The sequence below is a fragment of the Enterococcus hulanensis genome, assembly GCF_005405485.1.
Taxonomy (GTDB): domain Bacteria; phylum Bacillota; class Bacilli; order Lactobacillales; family Enterococcaceae; genus Enterococcus_A; species Enterococcus_A hulanensis.
The window spans coordinates 113,849-135,456 of the sequence record NZ_BJED01000003.1; the positions used below are offsets into that span (position 1 = coordinate 113,849).

Consider the following 21,608-nt stretch of genomic DNA (forward strand, 5'->3'; position numbering starts at 1 on the left):
ATATTTTTGGAACAAGATGCATCTCAGCAGAATAAGAGGTTGAAATCAAGTCGTGAAAATATTCTTTTTAAACTACATTTAAGATAATATCCTTAATTTATTTATTGTTTATACAAATATACTTACGTCGGATTTAAAATTTAATTATTTAAAAGACAATAACGATTATATTGGTGTCTCGCTACAAATAAGCAAAATAACGAGAATAAAACTTTTTAAAAATAAAAAGCCGCATCCTCATTGGATACGGCTTTGACAATTTTATAGGTTTGTCCATTCTCCTGTTTCTCTGAATTTTTCGGCATAGGCTTCAGCCTGCGAAACGATCTGCGGATCATACTGACAATATGCTAATAACTTGATCGCGTTGCTGCCGGTCGTTACACCTTCGCGCAAGGTATAGTCAAATAATATATCATCAGCGGTAACGACTTCCCGGAAATGATAGTTTTCGTAGCGCTCACCCAAAATTTGACTGAGTTCAACATCATGGGTCGCTAAACAAATAAAGCAGTCTAAAGCGGAAAATTTTTCTAAGATGATTGACGCAGCGGCGATTCGCTCGATCATATTCGTGCCCTTAAACATCTCATCCATAAAAATCATGGCGTACTCGGATGATTCAGCGATATGCAACAGACGTTTCAGTGACTTTATTTCGGCCATGTAGAAACTGTCTCCAGTTACGATGTCGTCCTTAAGATTCATCGAGCTATAGACATCACACGGTTTAAAGCTGTAGCTTTTCGCTAAGCAAGTGTTGAAGAGCTGACCAAGAACCGTATTGACCGCTAACGTTCGAGCGAAGGTTGATTTTCCGCTGGCATTTGAACCAGTGATCAGAATCTTATTACCGATCCTGCGGGTATTAGGAACAGGCTTTCTTAATAGCGGATGAATAATCTCTTCAAACGCGATTTCGTTCTTATCGCTAAACGTCGGCTGGCAATAATAAGCCAAGCTTTCACGATATGAGGCAGTCGAGATACAAAGTTCGATATAACCAAGTGTTTCATACAGTTCCAGCGCTTTACTCCGATGTTTTTGAAACAGCCTGACCATCACATAATAAGCATAACCATACAAAGAAAAATAGGAGGTGATGATCATCATCAAGCTGTTTGATGAGCCGGATACTTGGACTAAATAATCGGCCAAAGCAGTGATGTTCTTAAAGACTTTAAGATTTTCACGCAGCAGTTCAGTCTCTTTTTTGAAAGCCGGAAGCTCCAACTTCACCATTACTTTTGCCGCCCGCACCATGCGGGTAAACATCCCTAAAGCTTCAAAGGCTTGATAGATTTTTCGCAGCACGAAGGAAAATAAAATAATCCCCAAACAAAAGCTGAGGGTAACCGCGAGAACACCATAATCAATATCAACACTTAACCAAACCAAACTCCCAATCCCCAACACTGACACTAAAATAATCGGCAGCATGGAGATTGACGGAAACTTGCTTGGATCAAGTAATAGATCAATCAGCTGATTATTAGTCTTACGGCCAATGCGATAAAAAGCAAACTGCAGTCGTTCGCGCGCTTCCCTATTTTTACTCATACTCTGGACAGCTTCTTCAAAATGAACCAAATCCGGATTCTTGTGTTTTCTAAAAAAATAATAGCTGTATTCATCGCCAATACTAGACTGCGTATTTTTCATCTGCTTAAAAAGCTCATCCATATTCAGATCGTTCCAAGTGATGTCATCAATCAGCTGTTCACTATTTTTCCGATGGTGATAATACTTTTTCATACTGGCATAATCACGTTCATCCAGCTTCCATTCCGAGACTTTCCCATACTCTGCTCTGATTTGCGCTTTTATTTTTTGATTATGACGATACAGAAAATAAAAATAAACCAGGAAAAAGAGCCCCACACTCCCCAGAACAATTCCATAAACTCCCAATATCTGCCCCTCACATTCTTTTTTTAATCATTTTACCATTAAAAACCATGAGGGAAATCAGCATTTCTTTACTTGCTTTTGGCAGTAAAAAAGACCAATCACGTTTGATTGGTCCTGCGTTATATCGGCATCGCCACCGGCTTGAATCCCTCTAAGCCAATAATCACAAACGGCGAGCCCTTTTTGATCAAAGTCTCCTGACATTTCAAACGAACTTTCTTTCCGTCAATGATTCCCTGACCTTTATACGTAATATCTGTAACCGCCACACCAATTTCCAAAAGTAATTTTTGTTCCTTGCGATCTCTCAAGACAGCCAGCGAATACCGTTCGACATTCAGCAATACACCGAGCACAATGATCCAAAAAATTTTCAACTGAATAGGACCTGCCAACGGTGCGATCGAGATTGCGAGAATCAGTCCGCTATTCGTGAGTCCGCCGCCGTTCCAATTTTCCGCCCAGGCATAAAACAGCGACGCATCTGTATACTTTTCAATGAAACAGACAACAAATCCAGCAAACGCCAAAATACCTGCAATCCCATAGAGAATGTAATCGGGTGCGGATGCCGTCGTTCGACCGCCGCCCCACAGGTATGGAACTATATTTAGCCCTACTGCCCAAGCAAGGTAATACAACGTCATTCCCCACTCGATTCCTCTGCGATGGACCTGATTCAATTCTTCACCAACACTGATTGGATCGCCTAGTTGCTTTAAAACTTCTTGCGCAGCCTCCGCTTCGCTGAATCCGCTTTCAATCAAAGCCGCTTTGTGATCTTCAATATGCTCTTCGTATTCGCGAATGATTGCTTTGCGTGCACTAGTCACTTTTATACACTTCGCCAGTTTTTTCAAATACTCTTTAGTATCCATAACCCACACCTCCCAGAATATCTGAAACAGTCGTGGAATAAGTATCCCATTCTTTGATTTTGGCTTCTAAATAAACTTTTCCGGTTTTCGTTAATTGATAATACTTCCGCTTTTTGCCATTTACTTCTTTTTCATAGCATTTGAGACATTTCGTTTTTACTAACTGATGCAGGAGTGGATACAAGGTGCCCGTTTTCAACTCAAAAACATTTTGAGAACGCTGGGATAAAAGCTCGATCATTTCATACCCATACATATCTCGTTCAGAGAGCAAGCTTAAAATCAACATCGTCGTACTTCCCGATACTAACCCTTTGTCGATCATTCTTTCCACCTCCATATGTAGATTATCTACTTAAATTATATGTCGATAATCTACGTATGTCAAATAAACAAAAATAGAAACAACTTTTCATCAAAAAAATTCAGAACTTAATTAAGATTTTCGGGTTTGTGATCATCAGAATGAATGATAGAATAAAGAATCGGACTAAATTAGGAGGTTGCGCCGAGTAATTATTTCAAACGAAAAAATTACTGCTTTAAAGACGGCACACTACTACATAAAAAGGAATAAGGAGAACAGCATAAATGACCAATGCACTTGAAATTAAAAATTTGAAAAAAGTCTATGCCACTGGGGTGGAAGCCTTAAAGGGGATCGATCTCACGGTAGAGGAAGGCGATTTTTATGCGCTGCTGGGGCCAAATGGCGCTGGGAAATCGACGACGATCGGGATCATCACTTCTTTAGTCAACAAAACTTCCGGCAACGTAAAAGTTTTCGACTATGACTTAGACAAAGATCTAGTGATGGCTAAACAACAGATCGGATTGGTACCGCAGGAATTCAACTTTAATCCCTTTGAGACCGTCCAGCAAATCGTCGTGAATCAAGCAGGCTATTATGGCGTACCGCGAAAAGAAGCGATGATCCGCAGCGAGAAATATTTGAAACAATCCGACCTGTGGGAAAAACGCAACGTCCGTGCCCGCATGCTGTCTGGCGGAATGAAGCGTCGTTTAATGATCGCCCGCGCACTGATGCATGAGCCGAAATTGCTGATTTTAGATGAACCGACGGCTGGCGTAGATATCGAACTGCGCCGCGAAATGTGGACCTTTTTAAGAGAGCTGAACGCCAACGGAACAACGATCATTTTAACGACCCACTATTTAGAGGAAGCGGAGATGCTTTGCCGCAATATCGGGATCATCCAATCAGGCGAACTGATCGAAAATACCAGCATGAAATCATTACTGGCAAAATTACAGTTTGAGACATTTATTTTTGATCTGGCTCCTTACGAGACAAAACCTGTGATCAACGGCTTCCGATATAATTTTGAAGATGACCAAACGCTAGAAGTCGAAGTCGTGCGTGATCAAGGAATCAACGAACTATTCGAACAATTATCAAATCAAGGAATCAAAGTTTTATCCATGCGGAACAAATCTAACCGGCTAGAAGAACTATTCCTTAAAATCACGGAGGAAAATCATGTCTAATCTATACTTCACTGCCCTTAAAAGTCTGGCAGTCAAAGAAACAAATCGCTATCTAAGGATCTGGGTACAGACTTTAGTGCCGCCAGTCATCACCACTTCCTTATACTTTGTCATTTTTGGCAATCTGATCGGTGGACGGATCGGCGACATGGCCGGCTTTTCTTATATGGAATTTATCGTACCTGGACTAATTATGATGTCTGTGATCACAAGTTCCTACGCAAATGTTTCTTCTTCCTTCTTCTCGCAAAAATTTCAGAAGAACATCGAAGAAATCTTAGTCGCACCTGTCCCTACCCACATCATTATTTGGGGATTTGTTTTCGGCGGTTTAGGAAGAAGTGTTTTAGTCGGCACACTAGTTACGATGATCTCATTGTTCTTCGTGCCGCTGAATGTTTATTCTTGGGTGATTGTTGTACTGACGCTGCTGATGACTTCGATCTTATTTTCATTGGCAGGTTTATTGAACGGTATTTTCGCTCAATCCTTTGACGATGTGTCCATCGTGCCGACCTTTGTTTTGCAGCCATTAACTTATCTCGGCGGAGTTTTCTACGCGATTTCGATGCTGCCGCCATTTTGGCAAGCAGTCTCAAAAATCAATCCGATCGTCTATATGATCTCGGGTTTCCGTTACGGCTTCCTTGGTGTCATGGATGTATCGATCGTCATCTCACTATCGATCTTGGTCCTCTTCATTGTTGTCCTTTACAGTGTGTGCTGGTATCTGATCGATCGCGGACGCGGATTGAGAAGTTAAAGTAAAAGCTGGGTACGAGCAATTTGTTTGCTCATACTCAGCTTTTTTTAGCTATTATTCAAAATCTTTTTCATTATCTCCAACAAAGTTTGGACATCTTCCGGTCTCGTAGCTCCTGTCTCAGGAGCAATGATTGAACTGTAGACATGGGGAATGATTTTTTTGACCCCAGCATCCACCGCTATTTGGACGATCTCTTCAAAATTTTCCAAATCGATTCCGCCAGTCGGCTCTAAATAAAAGTCATGCTCGACACAAGCTTTCGCAACGGCCTGATACTCTTCTTTGTGAGCCAAACCCTTCATGGGAAAATACTTCACCGAACTGCCGCCCATATCCTGCAGCAATTTAATCGCTGTTTCGATCGGTACGACAGCTTCAGGAGCTGTCGTACTCAATGGGCCAGTCGCAATATTCACATACCCGATTTTGCCGGTTGGAGAAACTAAGCCATTTACGATTGTCTCGTTTTGGCCTAACAGTGCCCGTGAAGTCCCCACTCCTGTAAATACTTGATTGACATGCTGCGGTTGTAGAATCGCAGAAATGCGGGAAACCATCTGACTTTGATTAGGATCTCCGGCTCCCAGCCCTACAGATAATGCGTTATTCGTTGCTGCTTGATAAAGCTTCATGTCTTTTATTGCTGCTTCATCAGTAGCATAATTTTTTGACAACACTCCTAATACAACATGCCCTTCGGCCGCCTCGTAACATTCTTTGGCATTCTCAACAGAATTCGCTAAGACATTTAAGCAAATACGATCTGCTAAATAATTTGGTATCAATGACATACCGTCTCTCCTTTACTTCATAATTTCCTGCAGACGCTGAACGATTTGGGTCAGTTCCTGTTCATCAACCGAACGGATATCAAATTCGATAATTCCGTTATTTGCTTGGTATTCACGGGTGTAAATTGCAGGATTTTCTTCTTTCAGTTCAGTAATGATCGTCTTAGCTGGTTTAGCTCCAGCAGCTTTGACACTTGCCCGATAAATATCGCGGCCAGCTCCATCTTGAACAATCTTCGCCTCTAAGCCGTCAATTTGATTGACCGCTGTAATAAACGGAGTTAATCGCCGCTTCATTGATTCGCCAGCTTCGGTTCCCTTCGTTAAATAATCGGCAACCGCTTGGGTAAAGCCTAAGATATTGTCTTTGCCGATTTTCATCGAGCGGCCGATTCCTTTACTTTGCAGTCTGACCCACTCTACATACTCTTTTTTCCCGATAACTAGTCCTGCACTAGGACCTTCCATCGCCTTAGCTCCAGAATAAATGACTAAATCTGCCCCTGCTTGGGTGTATTTGAAAAGATCTTCCTCTGCAGCTGCATCAACGATCAGCGGCAGCCGATATTTTTTAGCTACGGTTGCTGCCTCTTCAACACTCAGCATACTTTTTTGAACCGTATGATGGCTTTTGATGTACAAAATCGCCGCAGATGCTGGTGTTATCATCATTTCAAGATGCTCCGGCGAACACATATTGGCATAGCCAACCTCTACGACTTTCCCGCCGCCTTGCTCGACCATGACTTCCACCGGCGTGCCATAATCTACGTTGTGCCCTTTAGGAAGAATGATCTCTCTTTTATCTATTCTGTCCGTGTAAGGATGGTAGACATGATAAAGACTGCCTTCTCCAATTACCGCTGCAACAGACTGAGCAATGCCGGCAGAAGCAGAAGACACGATTTGGGCATCTTCTGTTTTCAACAAGTCCGCGAGATATTTCCCCGTTTGAACCATCAAATTGCTCATCTCAAAAAAATGTTCCCCGCCAAAACGTTGCGCCGCCAGCACTTTTTCTGATACCTTCGAAACCCCTAAAATCGTCATTCGTCCAGAAGCATTGATGACTTCTTTCAAACCAAATTTTTCATAGCTGATCATTTTTACACCTTCAATAGTTTTATAATAGTCCGAAGAATGAAGCGACAATACTGATCACAACGATCGTACCGATAATAATGCCGTATCGCGGACCTTTTTTGACCATAAAGAAATAAATCGCAAATACCGCCGTCAACGGCAATAAGCCTCTGACAATCTGATCAAAAATATCTTGTAAAATAATCGTTGCGCCGCCAGGGACTTTGAATTTCATCGGACTGGCAATATTTACATAGCTGGCGCTCAAGGCTCCCATCATCATCATTCCTAAAACGTTCGCTGCATAAATCACCTGCTTGATCTTGCCATCTTTCAGCAAGCTCAAGATCGAATTCCGGCCTAACGTATAAGACTTGTTGATCAACAGCCAGCTGATATACATCGTAACCGCGGTATAAATCACGATCGGTCCTATCCCGCCAATCGCATTTCCGTTAGAAGCCATCGGAATAAAGATTGAAATAATTAAGGGCATAACCGCCGCCCAAATGATCGAATCTCCGATACCAGCTAAAGGCCCCATCAATCCTGTTTTGATGGAAGTGATCGCCGTATCTGTAATCGCGGCGCCGTTGGATTTTTCCTCCTCCATCGCAATCACGATCCCTTGAATCGAAGAACCAATCGTTCCTTCTGTATTAAAGAAATTCAAATGGCGTTTCAATGCTTCTCTTTGCGCCTCTTCATCATCGGCATACAACTTTTTAACAGCCGGAATCATTGAAGCACAAAAGACCAGGCTTTGTAGTCGTTCATAGGAATTGGATAACTCACAGCCTAGCTGATAAATCCAAAAAGAACGCGATAATTCTTTCTTCGTAATTTTCTTCTGCTCTAATTGCTGTTCATTTTTTTCTGTCATTTGTTCCATTATGCAGCCGCCTCCTCTTCTAACGCCTTGTTTCTAACTAAGAATGCTACACAGACACCAATAATTGCTACTGCCATCACTTCTGCTCCAAAATAAACAACTGCCACAAAACCGATTAAGAAGTACGGAATCAGATGCTTCTTGCCAATCACCATGATCGTTAAAGCAAATCCGAGAGCCGGCAAGATACCGCCCATCACTTCAAAGCCGTGCATCAGCCATTCAGGAATCACATCTAACACTTGATTAACAATCGATTGACCAAAGAAGTTTGCCGCAAACACTAACGGAAAACGAATCACAAAACCAGCCATTGCCGGATATAAAAAGGCTGCGCGATAAATTCCAGAATAATTTAACTCCTCTGCATATTTGTCCGCCATATGAACCCAAGTCGCATTGACCGTCCGGCGAAGCTGATCCATAAATACTCCCAGCACTCCAAATGGTACTGCCAAAGCAATCGCCGCCTCCGCGTTCATTCCGACACCTAAAGCAATTGGGATCGCAATTGCCGAAGCCAACGCTGGATCACTAGGAACATTCCCGCCTGGCGTCGAAGTTACACCTAGATAAACCAGCTGGATACCAGCACCGATCACCATTGCCTCTGCTAATTTTCCAGTCGCAACCCCGGCTATCAACGCCGCCGAAAGCGGTTGGGAAAGCATTCCCGAGAATGTATACCCGAAACGCAGGCGAGCAAACCAATAGTATAAGCCCATTACGATTGAAATACCTAAAACACCCATAATTCAAACTCTCCTTTTTTATTGATCTTTTTATTTTCAAAGCCTTCCACCAGCTAACTAACTCCGGTCACACTGGTTTTTATAGTGATTTATATTTTTCAATTAGTTTATGGATCGGCACTGGTGTTTCCTCTGGAATCGCTTGGAAGTACACATCCATATTTTTTGCCAGCAAGCCTTCTAAAATTTCGACATCCTCTTCTGATAAATTGATATTCTTCACTACGTTTTTACGATTCGGTCCGCCGCCGAGGCCGCCAACTTGAATAGCTTCGGTGATGATTCCTGCTGCGACCATTTCCTTCAATGTGATTAAATCCGGAACTAAAAACAGCACCTTGGTATTTTTTGCCGCCGCTTCATTTTCCCAGAAACCTTTAACTGATTCTGTTCCTTTGATAATGACCTCCACTCCTGGAGGGGCTGCCATCAAATAAATACTTTGCAGGAATTCATCTTGCTCTAATTCATCACTGACGACAATAATTTCATTAGCTGCGGATTGCTGCAGCCATTTTGTAACAACTTGACCATGGATCAAGCGACTATCAACTCTGGCTAATACGATTTTTGACATTTTACTCATCCTTTACTGTTTAATTGGTAATTCCAATATCTGACAACTGTCAATTACTGCTTTATGAATCTCTTGCGCCAACTCCCGGCTAAACCCGCCTGCCTCCTGCTTCATTACCGCCTCTAACAACATAGACGCGCACAATCCCGAAATTGCTACGACCTCATAATCCTTCGATAGCCGCAAAGCAACATTACTAGGTGTGCCTCCTTTGATATCCGTTAGAATCAATAACTTTTCTTTCCATTCCAATTGATCGATTTGCACTTTGACCCGTTCGAGATAATCCGGCAACGAATCCTCTGCGTTTAAAGCGACTTCATACACATTGCTGATTTCCCCAACAATCATCTGGACACTTTTTAGAAGTTCATTGCCCCATCCATTATGAGTCAAGATTAAAATTGGTTCTTTCTCCATACCCTCACACTCCTCAAGTTGTTTTCACTTTTATATAAAGCAAGTGCTGTGCCAAAAAAATAACCCTTATCAAAAGGGCTATTTCTCGCGGTTTAAACATTGACTTCAAACAGCAGCTCATAGATATACTTCACTTCCAGCGGCGGAATGACGACATTATATGACACTTCGATCGGTCTGAAGGCCATCTTGATGACAGATGCCAGCTCTGGCAGCTCACGATATGACAGTTCATACGAGGTATGATCATATTCCGGATGTTGGATTTGCCGTTCGATCATACACGCGCAATGAATGATAAATCGCAAGAGTCGTTTTTCATCACTTTTCTTTTTAGTCTGCATACAGATATCCGAATAGATTTTGGATAATTCGATCGTGATGCTTTTAGGATTCAAGATGCTCAATAGGTCTGTGATAGCCTCAATCGATAGGCCTTGAATATATTTAGCCGAAACTTTTTTCAAGACCGCCTGATTCTCATCCTTCGTTAAATCAAAACCCAGCATTTGAAAAACTAAGCGAATCCCTTGATCCGAAAGCAAATTATCCAAAGAAACAAAGGGAATATCAGGAATCTCGGTCTTCACAGTCCCAATAATCCCCACCAGCTTCTCATCTTCATGAACAAAGGAAAGCAGGCGGCTGAGATCTTCCAGCTCTTTTTTCTCAAGCGTGACAATTCGGACATTCGTCAAAAGCTCTTGCGGAAATGTGTTTAATAATAATTTTTCAATCTTCAACGCCGTACCTAATCCGGTCAAACAGGAAATCACTAATACTTTGGAATCTTCAAAATTTCCTTTGCGGCAGATAAGCGCCTTATGATTCTTCTCCTTTAAAACCGGCAGCAAATAATCAAACTTCGTCGACTCATAAATGACTTCTCGCGCAACCTCCAGCAATGTCAGTAAATTAATATTGCTGATCAAGAGTACTTCGATTTGAAATTCCTTGCTGATTACATTGCCAAAATAAATTAACGAACCAATATCCACCATTAGAATCAGTTTGCTATAGCCGTTTTTACGAACGACCGCGCGAACTTTATCCAGAGTTTCTTCGACCGATTGATTGATCGGCATATTGACCGAGTTCATCAAGCTGGTGGAAAATAAAACATTCGTATATTCCACCATACTAGAGGCCGTCGCGCTTCCGTGAGCTACTACGACAATGCCGCATTTTTCATCCAGCTCATAGCGCCGATCCGCCGACCTGATTTTACGAATAAACAAATCATAAAAAATGATCTCCGTATTCGGCAGCTTCAAGGCAAAATAATTCTCAATATACAAAACGATCTTCTCTGCCAGTTGGTAATTTTCGATTTTTCCAGAAAAAATATTTTTGGTCAGATCAAAAAAGTCTTCATTGATCTGAGCAGAATAAAACACGCTGGAATAAATATGAGCCGCTAAAACATTTTTCAAATTTTCCGGCAGAAGGATAGCCAGTTCTTGTTCAATGTACTGGATGATCTGATTAATTTGGCTGTAGAATTGTTCATCGATGTCATGCTCTTTTGAAATGGACTGATTAAATAAATCCATATCATAGAGCTGATCCATTTTGTTCTGCATCATCGCCACAGCATCTTTTGAAGAGATATTGACATTCTTTAGATCCGCATATTCTTTTAACAGAAAATTATAAAAGCGGTCATTCTGCTTATCCTTGACTTGCAGCAGCTGCTCCACATGAGGATAAAAATAATCATGCCGAATCTTGATTCCTCCGCTAGGAACATACTCGTTCAAGACAACGATGTCCTTAGTATCAACTGTATTTTCATCCAGCAGCCCCAGCGGCAGATCAATAGTCAGCTCCTGCGTTTCATAATCAATAGCGTCCAAGTAAGCCTGCGCACAAATAAACTGGATCTCTGACTTCAGCTCGCCTACATTAGCCTTATATTTAGAAAAAACAAGATACTTCAGCGTATTATAGGAAATAAAAATATCCTTTTGAATTCCTTGGCTCTCCTCCATAAAAAAGGTCAGGATCAATTGAATTTTTTCTTTGATCGAACGATTGGACAAGCTTGGGATATGTAAATTTACCGGAATCCGCCGCAAAAAAGTTTTCAAAAACGTTTTTTCTAATTCTTCGGTCGTCGCAAAAATAAACTTGATTGCTACATGCCGCTGCTTTTCAGCCTCTCCCATCCGGGTGAAATAGCCCTTATCCAGCAACGTAAACAGTTTTTCCTGCCCTTCATTCGTCAATCGATGTACCTCATCTAAAAAGAAAAAACCGCCATCGGCTAATTCTACTAAGCCCTGATGATCACTGTCAGCCCCGGTAAAGCTGCCCTTTTTATATCCAAATAAATGGGAGGTCAACAATTCTGGATTGTTAAAATATTCCGCACAGTTAAAGTAGATGAAGGGCACCTTTGTCTCGGTTTTTGCTTCGAAAAACTGATGCAAGTGTTCTGCTAATAAGGTTTTTCCTACACCGGATTCACCTGTCAGCATAATGTTCAAACCCTTAGGCGGATATAAAACAGCGGCCTTCAATTTTTTGATACTGTCCGCCAAGCTGCCATCATAGCCGATCACTTTTGAAAATGGATTATTGCGCAGCTCGTGTTTGACCCGTTCTTTTGTTTCCACTTCTTGACGAATTTCCGCCTCCAAATGATCGATTGAAGCATATTCATCTTTGGAAGGAGAAAAGAAGAAGGCTTTCTCTAAAACGGGACGTGCAAAAAATAAGACGGGACGTGATTTTACTTTGATCACTTGATGTTTATTGGTTAATTTAGAGAGATCTTCACTGACGGCCGTTCGCGCATAATCCGTCATCTGGCAAATATCCTTCACTGTACAGCCTTTTAAATTTCCTAGAACCAGTTCATTTGCTTGATGAAATTTATAAAGGCATTCATAAATATTATCAATTCGCATAGTATTCCCCTTCAAAGAGTTATTAGCTTGTTTTTATCATCTAGCGAGGTAGAAAGCAATACAATTTTTAGTCTTCGCAAAGAGTCCTCTTCATTTACCTAATACTTCACTAGTATTCCCCCGAACCCAAACAGCCTGATGATCATTGATCACCGCTAGCTTTTTCTGTTCTCGATTCTTTTGAACGATTTCTTCTGCGGCCGCTTTAAATTCTCGGCTTTGATAATGAGGCACTACATAAAAATCGACGATCCCTAAACCTCTATAATCGGTTAACTCGGGAGCCTGTTGCGGATCGTCCATTATCGAGGAATAGCCGATATCCGGACATGCCACGATTGCGCCTGCCGATTCCCCGATGTAGAGCTTGCCTTTATTTACTTCCTCAATTATTAGCTGATCCGCCCCACTTCTTCGCAGCTCCTGTAATAAGAAGAAGGTATTCCCGCCTGCCACATAAATAATGTCATTCTTGACTAAGACAGCTTTGGCCTGCTCAAAAGATGCTGTGGAAATATCTAACTCCTCCACCTTCATTCCGCTGAAGCGCAGCGCCCATTTACCGATTTTTACAAAAAAGCCGAGCTTTTCTACCTTACTGGCAGTAGGAATAAAAGTCACCGTCTTTCCTTTTACCTCTTCAACTGATTTCAACAATCCCGAAACATTTTGAAACATCGAAACTAAAAATATTTTCTTCATCGTCGTTCCCTCGTTTCTTTAAGAATTTCCTCAGACATTTTCATTATATCGTACCAGATAAATGAACCCGCAAAAAAACTGATTCTGAACTCGGCGGGAGTCAAAATCAGTTTCATGTTTAATAATGTACTTCGTCCAAGAACAGTCCTTGCGCCGGTGCCGTTTCTCCGGCTTCTGCTCGAACTTTATTTTCTAACACTTCATCGATCACATCTAACGACAGCTTGCCTGAACCAATCGCCAAAATAGTTCCCATCAAGATTCGTACCATTTTGTGCAAGAAGCCGTCACCGACAAAGGTAAAACGCAGCATGCTGCCTTCTTGTTCAATCGAAAGCTTTTCGATCGTCCGTGTCGTTGATTTTTTGGTCTTTTTCAGTGCTGAAAAACCGATAAAGTCATGTTTGCCAAGCAAGCGTTCGCAAGCCTGGTTCATCTTATCCAGATCTAACTTATCTGGAACATAAAAACTGCGATACCGTTCAAAAGCCGTCGGGATCGGATCATTCCAGACATAATAGCTGTATTGCTTTCCCTTCACGTTATAGCGGGCATGGAAGCGTTCCGGCATTTCTTCCACTTTTTTCACTACGATGTCTCCGGGTAAATAGCGATTAAAGAAAGCCAACATTTCATTTCGTGACATTTCTGAATTCGTTTTGAAATTCGCTACCTGACCTCTAGCATGCGTTCCCGCATCGGTCCGACCAGAACCGATAATCTCGATTTTTTCGCCAGTCATCTGGTTGATGACACTTTCAATTTTCCCTTGGATCGTCTTTTCTGAGTCCCCCAAACGCTGCCAGCCAAGATAACGTTTGCCATCGTATTCGATCGTTAATTTAATATTTCGCATAGGTTCATGCCTCCTCTAAAGTTTCACACTGACTCACTTTACCACAGAAGTCCGCGATGCTCTAGTGAAGAGGGCAAAAAGAAAACCAGAACACTGGCTGCAGTGCGCTGATTTTCAATAAGTTTATGCATATTCAATTTTCTTGCTGTATTCTTTTTTGATGCGGCTTAATGCTTCTAACAATAATTCGCGCGGCATTCCGATACTCAAGCGGACAAAGCCTTCGCCATCTTGGACAAAATAGCTGCCGACCACCATCGTTAAATTCGCGCGACGGAAAAATTCCTGCATTTCTGTTTCATCCTTGAACCAATTGCGGACATCGATCCACGCTAAGAAGGATGATTCAGCCGGCATCACTTTGGCTTCGGGAATTTCCGCAAAGAAATCATAAATGAGCTGCATGTTTTCCTCCACATAGTCGATCATTTCATCCAGCCAAGCTTCACTTTCATTATAGGCCGCAACGATTGCCGGCACAGCAAAAACATGGGGCGAAGTAATCGAATTTTTTTGCAATTGAGTCAGCAACGTTTCTCTGATTTCAGGATTTGGAATCACCACATAAGACGTTTTCAGTCCGCCGAGATTAAATCCTTTATTAGGCGACAGGCACAGAACACTATGCTGAGAAATTTCTGGATGTGCATTCCAAATCGAAGTGAAGGTCTGGTTCTTATAGACGATATCCCGATGAATCTCATCACAGACCAAAAGAACATCATAGCGAATACATAATTCTGCTAGTTGGAAAAGCTCTTCTTTGGTCCAGATTCGACCGGAAGGATTTTGCGGACTGCAAAAAATGAACAGCTTGATATCATTTTCCTTCATTTGACGCTCCATATCCGCAAAATCAAGATAATAGCGATTGTCGCGATTGATCAATGAGCTGCAGAACAGTTTTCGTTCGTTATGCTCCACCGCTTCCGCAAAAGGATCATAGGCAGGAGTATTGATCATGACGCCTTCGCCTTTTTCCGTGTAAGCCTGCACGATATAATGCAAAGTCGACACCGTTCCAAAGGTCAGCTTGATCCATTCTTTTTCAACGTGGGTATCGTAACGTCGCTGATTCCAATCAATCACCGCATCATAAAACTCATCCGGTACATATGAATAGCTGTAATCACCGATACTTGCTCGTTTCATCAACGCCTGTTGAATCGCCGGAGCGACTTCAAAATCAATATCGGCTAAATCCATCGGGATCGCATCTTCGTTCAGTCCAAATTTTTCCTTTAATACCTGATTGCTCCATTTGCGGGCATTGCCTTTTTTTCGGTCGATGATTTTATCTAAATTATACATAGCCTTCACCCACGCTCACTAATTCTTTGGTTGTTTGGTTCAATGCAACGCCGACACCGTTTTGGATCATGACATCATCTTCGATCCGCACACCGCCAATGCCTGGCAGGTAGATGCCCGGCTCAACACTCATTACCATATTTTCCTTTAAAACCATTTGACTCTTCGGATTCAAGATCGGCACATCGCCGCCCATACCGATACCGTGTCCCAAGCCATGACTGAAATATTCGCCATAGCCTGCTTCAGTAATGATTTTTCGCGCGACCGCATCGACTTCTTGTCCCGTGACTCCTTCGCGAATAAAATCAGCCGCCGCCTGCTGTGCAGCTTTGACGACTTGATAAATCGTCATTAATTCTTGGCTGGCTTCACCTAAAGCAACCGTCCGCGTCATGTCTGATTGATAGTCATTCAAAACGATACCAAAATCAATCGTGATAAAATCACCTGCTTCAAAGCTCCGCTGAGTTGGCCGGCCATGGGGCAAGGCACTGCGCGGACCACTGGCAACGATTGGATCAAAGGCCATTGCAGAGGCACCTTTTTTCAACGCAAGGTAATGAATCAAGGCACCCAGCTCATTCTCACCCATGCCGACTTTGATCTCCGGCAGTAATTCCGCAAAAATTTCATCGGTCATCACGCAAGCAGCTTTGATCAGCTGAATTTCTTCTGGCGATTTAATGGCCCGCAGTTCTTGGATTTGGCTTGACCAAATCGCTACCTCAAATGCTTCAGAGAACTCGCGATATTCTTGGATCGACAAGCCATTTGCTTCGATCGCAAGCTTTTTAATCCCCTGCTGGTACAGCCAAGTGATTATTTCAGGAAGATAACTGCCTTGCGGAACCTCGAAATTTTCAAAGTCCTTCGTCAAATCTTTGATTTCTTGTCGATACCGTCCATCAAAAAACTGTACGCGAGCAGAAGGCGTGACAACTAAATAGATGCCGCTGCCTCCTAATGAACCAAAATATTTTTTATTCTCGCGGTTTTTAATGATAATAGCATCCTTGCCTGATTCCTTTAGAAGCTGCTGTAACTTTTTAATTCTCATCAGTTGCACTCCAATTCTAGAAGTCTAGATCTAAGCCGTCCAAAATATCTGTATCCCCTTGGTCAAAGATATTTTTCTGTTCTTTTTTCTTCGCTTCATCTTTCAATTCATTCCGTTCCATGACCTTAAAGAATGGCACATAGATTGCGACCGCCAGAACTAATTGCAGCCCATTGACTAAAATTGTCCGCCAGTCTCCATTCGTCAAGAAGCCTTCTAAGAATACGCCCACATATGGCGGATCAAAGATCGGTTTGTTTAACCAGCCCCAATGCATAAAGAACATCGGCAGTGTCCCAATGATCGCCCCGCCAAACACATGAGGAACGAACATCAATGGATTTAAAATAATCGGTGCACCAAACAAGATGGGTTCATTAATCCCGAACAAAGCTGGAAACAGAGAGACTTTCCCGATTTGACGGTAACGTTTTGATTTTGAAAACAAACATGCTACTATACAGCCGATTGAAATTCCGCAGCCAGTAAATCCAAAGAAGGCACTAGATGCTCCCGCTGTGTAAAAATGCGGGATCGGTTGTCCAGCTTGGAAGGCTGTGATATTTTCTGCGATAAAGGCCACCATGATCGGACGAGTAATTGGGCTGAACACCGATGAATGAATCCCAAAGAAGAAGATCAAGCAAATACAGAAGTTCAACGCCAAAACTGACCATGGATTGTCCATTGATCCGACTAATGGTGATAGGAAACGAGTCAAAATCGTTGGAGGAAGCTCTCCGGCAGTTTGCATCAAGGCAAAACGACCTAGAATAAACGTACCACCCACCAGCAACGTTACTGGAATAAGTTCAAAGGATTTAGAAACAAAGTCCGGCACCCCATCTGGCATTCGAATCGTCATGTTGTGTTTTTTACAGAAGTTGTATAATTCAACTGTGATCAACGCGACAAACATCGCCGTAAATAACCCTTTAGCTCCAAAATTGGTAATATCCAGCATCCCATTTTCATCAAAGATCGCTGTCATAAATAAGAAGCCGAAAAGTGATAAAGTCACTGCACCTGGAATATACAGTTTGTAGTGATTGCCCAAGTTGTACGAGATCGCTGCACAGGCATAAAGTCCGATCAAGCCAGTCGATAACGTCACCGGCAGATTAAATAGCTCTGCATTATTCAAAATAAATTGGCTGAATGCGTTGGATTCTCCCAACATATTCGGCAAGGCAGGTAAAATAGCAAAGAAACTTCCTAGAATAGTAAATGGGGTCATAGCAACCATCCCGGCTTTGATGGCGCTCAGATGTCGTTGATTATCAACTTTGTGCGCTAACGGGACGAAGTAACGGTTCATAAAAGCCTCAAATTTTGCGAACATAATGCTCCTCCTAGTTCATATTAATAAATCGATTCAAGAAAAATAGATTTGAATTTCACCGCACATGTCCTTCTGCTTTTTTCCAAATAAACATCTCTGGCATGGAAAAGCAGAATGGACATTTCTTCTGGTTAAATTGATTGTTTCGCTAACTGATGTTTCTTATGAGTAACTAAAGCCAGCTTCATCACGGTCGCACCATCCATTTGGCCATATACATCTTTATCGATCACAGCGTAAGGAATATCTCGTGGGTCCAGAATCGATTTGATGAAATCAATTTTGTGAGTGATTTGCGGTCCGACTAAAACAATATCCCAGCCATCGATTTGGCTTTCAATGGAATCTGCGGGAATCGCAGTAAAATCGAAATCCTCATCCTTCAATTTGGCGCTTTGTTGAACCACCTTGCGCATATTTTGCATCAGCATATTTGTAGAAAAGCCCCCAGCACAGCATAATAAAATTTTCATGACATCTATCTCCTTTATAATTTTTTTATTGTAATACTGAAATCAATGTTTCGATTAAATCCCTAGCTAATTGACTGGTCATGTAGTGATCCTGAGCATGGACCATCAGCAAACCGACATTTGATGATTCGACCTCGTCATTCAATTCGCGGCTGATCAAATCCGTTTGAATATTATGCGCTGCCAAATCTAAATTCCGCGACTCCGCGATTAACTCTGTTGCCTTATCAAACTCTTTGGTTTTTACACATTTCAACGCTTCGAAGGCTTTTGCTTTGCTTTCGCCAGCGATCGAGATCAGTTGTACGATTTCTTGTTCTTCTTTTGTCATGTTGTCTATCCCCTCTAAATGAAATCCACCATGCGGTGATACATTTCTTCCGTAAAATTTTTGATTAGCCCTTCATATAAATCAATCATTTGCTGTACATCCTGCTTATTTACGATCGAATAAGCACAGTGTCCATAGCGGACTGGCAAGATCGTTACGACAGTCGGTTTCCCTTCATTTACTTTATGGGCTTCACCGCCATCGGTACCACCAGTATTGAACATATCCAGCTGCAATGGAATATGTTGCTTTTTCGCAGTTTCCTTCACGTAATGAACCATTTCCAAATTCGGCGCTAAGGTTCGGTCAAAGTGTGTCAAAATCGGACCTTTGCCAATTTGCCGCTGATTGGTGTGATCGCGAACAAATTCGGTGCTAAACGTCGCCACATCAATCACGAAAACAATATCTGGATTCACTGCTTGAACGGCTGTCTTAGCTCCGCGAATCCCAACTTCTTCACTGCTGGTATTGGCAAAGTGAACAGTCAAAGGCAGCTCCGTTTGCGCTAATTTCTTCATCAGCTCGCCCATCACAAAACAGGCCAAACGATCATCTAACGCTTTTCCGGCATAAATATCCTTCACCGCAAACTCTTCGAAGTCAGTCGCGTAACAAGCCATGTTGCCAACTTCAATTCCTAAGTCTGCCACCTCTTCTGCTGTCGTTGCGCCAATATCGCAGTATAGATTTTCTGTCTTGCCATCGCGATATTCGCCGTTGATAACGCCGCTGATTTTTCTTCCATCAAAGGTTGTGATCCGAATTTTTTGCAAATGCTGGGCTATCGGCTTGACTCCCCCAACAACCATTAAATGGATCAATCCTAAATTGCTGATGCTGCGAACCATGAAGCCGACTTCATCCATATGCCCACAGATCATAATGCTTTTGGGACTCTTTCCCTTTTTAGTAAAAATCAAGCTGCCAAGTCCATCCGTCCTTTTTTCGTAAGGCAGCTCCGCTAACTCGGCTAAAATCGTTTGACGAACTTCCTTTTCATTGCTGGCGATACCGTCAGCGTTGGAGAGATTTTTCAAAAACTCAATGTTCATTCTGATTCCTTCTTCCTAAAACTCGTTTTAATGTATAGTAAAATTCGTGGTAATCCTTGCTTTCAATTAATGCGTTGATCGCCGCCGGATGATTCATCAGCTTGCTTAGTTCCTTCGAAATAATTTGATGGATATCTAATTGCTCGGCCTTTAGCGAAACCATAAAAATAATTTTTACGGCTCGGTCCGTCTCATTCGCCCCTTCTGGCAGCAAACACACCGCAACACGATTTTCTTTGCCAGACATCACCAGCGGATGGGGAATTGCAATTCCGTTTTGGTAAATCGTCGATAGATAATTCTCACGTTCCACCAACGAATCCTTGTAGCCTTCAAAGCCGACCTGTTGTTCCACTTGCTCTGCCAGTCCCGCTAAAATATCGGAATAAACACGATCCTTTTCAATCCGAAACAAGTCTTCGGAAAATAATTCAAAAAAGGCTCGCTCCACCGAAAAGTTCTCGTCGATTTTTAGCAGGCTGAGGTTTTCACTCACCTCTAAGTAATCCAGCTCGCTTTGAATCTCACTCATCAAAATCACGGGACAATCGACTTCGATCGTTAATTCAATAATTGAAAAAATCAAATCAGGATAATAGTCTTGAATTTTTTCGATTTCAAACATTGAAAAGGTCTGAATCTTCGCCCTTGGAAAAATCCTCTTCAATTTCATTTCCACCAAATAGGCCATCCCGCCGCCAGACGAGCAAACCACCGCGATCCGATAAATGTTCTCGATCAATTTTTGCTGCCACCTATGATAGGGCACGGTCATGTGGGTCGCGAGATAGCCGATTTCGCCAGATGTGATTTTCAATTCAAATTTTTCCTCCAGCCATTTTGAAAACATCACAGCAAAATTGAAAATCACGGGATAGTCTTTACTGATATCTTCTAAATAAGGATTGCTGAAGTTCACTTCCTTGCGAGAGCGCTCGATCAGCGCCGCTACATGAAGATAAACAAGATCAATAAATTCTTGATCGGTTGAAAAATGCGTCTTTTGCTGTTTGTCCATCGCTTGAAAAAAGTTCGTGATCTCTTCCTTCAGCATTTGCTTGTTGCTGAGTATTTCCAGCTTCTTTGTTTTGGCTAACAAGCTGGCTTCAAAATAATCATGGACTTCTTTTTGAAGGGGTACCGAAAGGCTCGTCTCCTGAAGAACTTCTGTTAAAAAGGATTTTGGAATCTCAGTCTGCGTATTTTTTCTTTCGATCAGTAATAGTAAAAACAGCTCTTCTTCCAGTCTTCGAAACTCCACATAATCGATCTCCCAATTATGCCTGCCGATCAAATGATACAGACTGTCTTTTACCTGCTGTTGCTTCTCACGGGTGAAGGCCGCTTCCAATTTTTCCAGTAGTTTCACATTGCCTCTTTGATAACAATCCAACAGAAGCAGCAGTCGATTTTTCAATTCACTAATGATTCGAATCCCATAATGAGCTTTCCGTTCCAAAATCAAGGAACTGCCTTTAAGATATAATTCAAGCTTGGAAAGATCCTTTTTGATTTGGCTGCCGCTGACGAGCAGTTCATCGCTCAATTGAGTGACGGTCTGATAATTTTCATTGATCAAAAGCAGACTCAATAAAGATTCCAGCCGATCCTTTTGCATTTCAATCGTCGTCTCAGAAAAGCCGGCCAGATAAGCGGAGAACTTTTCCTCATCTGTGATGATCAAGCGGCAGCCTAATTTAGCGGAGCGTTCAATCGTAAAGCCCTGCTGCATTTCTGCTAAGCCCTGCAGATCATTTCGGATTGTTCTAGAGGAAACACCGAGCTTTTTTGCCAGCTGATCAATTTTTAAGTAGTCATTCTCTTTTAACGCTGTCAGTATTTGTACCTCTCTCATCCTCGTCTCTCCTTTCTCCTTAATAAGGAATAATTATTTATCGTTGAATAAAATTGTCCTCTACACGTTTTGCTTCATTTATCTTTCTCACTAAGCAGCTAGATAAGTTGACCAGCAATTTTTCGGCAAGCG

General features: G+C 42.1%; 21 protein-coding genes. 2 read left to right on the forward strand and 19 right to left on the reverse strand.

Going from position 1 to position 21,608, the window contains the following annotated elements:
- Positions 1–261: 261 nt before the first annotated feature.
- The 3 genes from FFR60_RS04475 to FFR60_RS04485 form a co-directional block, all read right to left on the reverse strand.
- The gene (locus FFR60_RS04475; protein ID WP_249354948.1) at positions 262–1,911 is read right to left on the reverse strand and encodes a MutS-related protein; all 1,650 of its coding nucleotides are present in this window, start codon (positions 1,909–1,911) and stop codon (positions 262–264) included.
- A gap of 119 nt (positions 1,912–2,030) precedes the next feature.
- Complete coding sequence (locus FFR60_RS04480; protein WP_137663221.1) at positions 2,031–2,789, reverse strand: permease prefix domain 1-containing protein; 759 nt, start codon at positions 2,787–2,789, stop codon at positions 2,031–2,033.
- Positions 2,779–3,114 carry a PadR family transcriptional regulator gene (locus tag FFR60_RS04485; protein ID WP_137663222.1) on the reverse strand — a complete coding sequence of 112 codons (336 nt, stop codon included), beginning with the start codon at positions 3,112–3,114 and terminating at the stop codon, positions 2,779–2,781. The genes FFR60_RS04480 and FFR60_RS04485 overlap by 11 nt, the downstream gene beginning before the upstream one ends.
- Positions 3,115–3,380: 266 nt before the next feature.
- Here FFR60_RS04485 and FFR60_RS04490 point away from each other — a divergent pair, with 266 nt between their 5' ends.
- Together FFR60_RS04490 and FFR60_RS04495 are read left to right on the forward strand one after the other, a co-directional pair.
- Positions 3,381–4,298, forward strand: a complete 918-nt coding sequence (locus FFR60_RS04490) for an ABC transporter ATP-binding protein (protein ID WP_088934432.1) — start codon at positions 3,381–3,383, stop codon at positions 4,296–4,298.
- A complete protein-coding gene (locus tag FFR60_RS04495; RefSeq protein ID WP_137663223.1) occupies positions 4,291–5,061 on the forward strand; it encodes an ABC transporter permease in 771 nt (256 codons plus the stop codon). Before FFR60_RS04490 ends, FFR60_RS04495 begins: the two co-directional genes overlap by 8 nt.
- Positions 5,062–5,108: 47 nt before the next feature.
- On the opposite strand, the gene dagF is transcribed toward FFR60_RS04495, so the two are convergent.
- The 16 genes from dagF to FFR60_RS04575 all read right to left on the reverse strand — a co-directional run bounded on the left by dagF (position 5,109) and on the right by FFR60_RS04575 (position 21,476).
- Complete coding sequence (dagF, locus tag FFR60_RS04500; protein WP_137663224.1) at positions 5,109–5,855, reverse strand: 2-dehydro-3-deoxy-phosphogluconate aldolase; 747 nt, start codon at positions 5,853–5,855, stop codon at positions 5,109–5,111.
- 12 nt (positions 5,856–5,867) lie between these two features.
- The gene (locus FFR60_RS04505; protein ID WP_137663225.1) at positions 5,868–6,959 is read right to left on the reverse strand and encodes a DgaE family pyridoxal phosphate-dependent ammonia lyase; all 1,092 of its coding nucleotides are present in this window, start codon (positions 6,957–6,959) and stop codon (positions 5,868–5,870) included.
- Positions 6,960–6,978: 19 nt separating this feature from the next.
- Positions 6,979–7,830 (reverse strand): PTS system mannose/fructose/sorbose family transporter subunit IID, encoded by an 852-nt coding sequence (locus FFR60_RS04510; protein WP_171004866.1) that lies wholly within the window; start codon positions 7,828–7,830, stop codon positions 6,979–6,981.
- The gene (locus tag FFR60_RS04515; protein ID WP_088935923.1) at positions 7,830–8,582 is read right to left on the reverse strand and encodes a PTS mannose/fructose/sorbose/N-acetylgalactosamine transporter subunit IIC; all 753 of its coding nucleotides are present in this window, start codon (positions 8,580–8,582) and stop codon (positions 7,830–7,832) included. The genes FFR60_RS04510 and FFR60_RS04515 overlap by 1 nt, the downstream gene beginning before the upstream one ends.
- A 79-nt stretch (positions 8,583–8,661) precedes the next feature.
- On the reverse strand, positions 8,662–9,159 hold the full coding sequence (locus FFR60_RS04520) for a PTS sugar transporter subunit IIB (RefSeq protein ID WP_088934427.1): 498 nt from the start codon (positions 9,157–9,159) through the stop codon (positions 8,662–8,664).
- Between the two features lie 12 nt (positions 9,160–9,171).
- Positions 9,172–9,579 (reverse strand): PTS sugar transporter subunit IIA, encoded by a 408-nt coding sequence (locus tag FFR60_RS04525; protein ID WP_137663226.1) that lies wholly within the window; start codon positions 9,577–9,579, stop codon positions 9,172–9,174.
- Between the two features lie 92 nt (positions 9,580–9,671).
- Complete coding sequence (locus FFR60_RS04530; RefSeq protein WP_137663227.1) at positions 9,672–12,491, reverse strand: sigma 54-interacting transcriptional regulator; 2,820 nt, start codon at positions 12,489–12,491, stop codon at positions 9,672–9,674.
- Between the two features lie 90 nt (positions 12,492–12,581).
- Positions 12,582–13,193, reverse strand: a complete 612-nt coding sequence (locus FFR60_RS04535) for a Type 1 glutamine amidotransferase-like domain-containing protein (protein WP_137663228.1) — start codon at positions 13,191–13,193, stop codon at positions 12,582–12,584.
- A 118-nt stretch (positions 13,194–13,311) separates the two neighbouring features.
- Positions 13,312–14,049 carry a tRNA pseudouridine(38-40) synthase TruA gene (gene truA, locus FFR60_RS04540; RefSeq protein ID WP_137663229.1) on the reverse strand — a complete coding sequence of 246 codons (738 nt, stop codon included), beginning with the start codon at positions 14,047–14,049 and terminating at the stop codon, positions 13,312–13,314.
- Between the two features lie 123 nt (positions 14,050–14,172).
- On the reverse strand, positions 14,173–15,360 hold the full coding sequence (locus FFR60_RS04545; protein ID WP_137663230.1) for a MalY/PatB family protein: 1,188 nt from the start codon (positions 15,358–15,360) through the stop codon (positions 14,173–14,175).
- Positions 15,353–16,420: a M24 family metallopeptidase gene (locus tag FFR60_RS04550; protein WP_137663231.1), complete on the reverse strand. Its 1,068-nt coding sequence runs from the start codon at positions 16,418–16,420 to the stop codon at positions 15,353–15,355. The genes FFR60_RS04545 and FFR60_RS04550 overlap by 8 nt, the downstream gene beginning before the upstream one ends.
- Positions 16,421–16,436: 16 nt before the next feature.
- Entirely contained in the window at positions 16,437–17,762 is a 1,326-nt protein-coding gene (locus tag FFR60_RS04555) for a PTS sugar transporter subunit IIC (RefSeq protein ID WP_137663232.1), read from the reverse strand.
- A gap of 131 nt (positions 17,763–17,893) precedes the next feature.
- Positions 17,894–18,235, reverse strand: coding sequence for a PTS sugar transporter subunit IIB (locus FFR60_RS04560; protein ID WP_088934419.1), 342 nt, complete (start codon positions 18,233–18,235; stop codon positions 17,894–17,896).
- A 25-nt stretch (positions 18,236–18,260) separates the two neighbouring features.
- Positions 18,261–18,566, reverse strand: a complete 306-nt coding sequence (locus tag FFR60_RS04565; RefSeq protein ID WP_088934418.1) for a PTS sugar transporter subunit IIA — start codon at positions 18,564–18,566, stop codon at positions 18,261–18,263.
- Between the two features lie 14 nt (positions 18,567–18,580).
- Complete coding sequence (gene ypdE, locus FFR60_RS04570; RefSeq protein WP_137663233.1) at positions 18,581–19,621, reverse strand: aminopeptidase; 1,041 nt, start codon at positions 19,619–19,621, stop codon at positions 18,581–18,583.
- A complete protein-coding gene (locus FFR60_RS04575; protein ID WP_137663234.1) occupies positions 19,611–21,476 on the reverse strand; it encodes a BglG family transcription antiterminator in 1,866 nt (621 codons plus the stop codon). The genes ypdE and FFR60_RS04575 overlap by 11 nt, the downstream gene beginning before the upstream one ends.
- Positions 21,477–21,608: the final 132 nt, after the last annotated feature.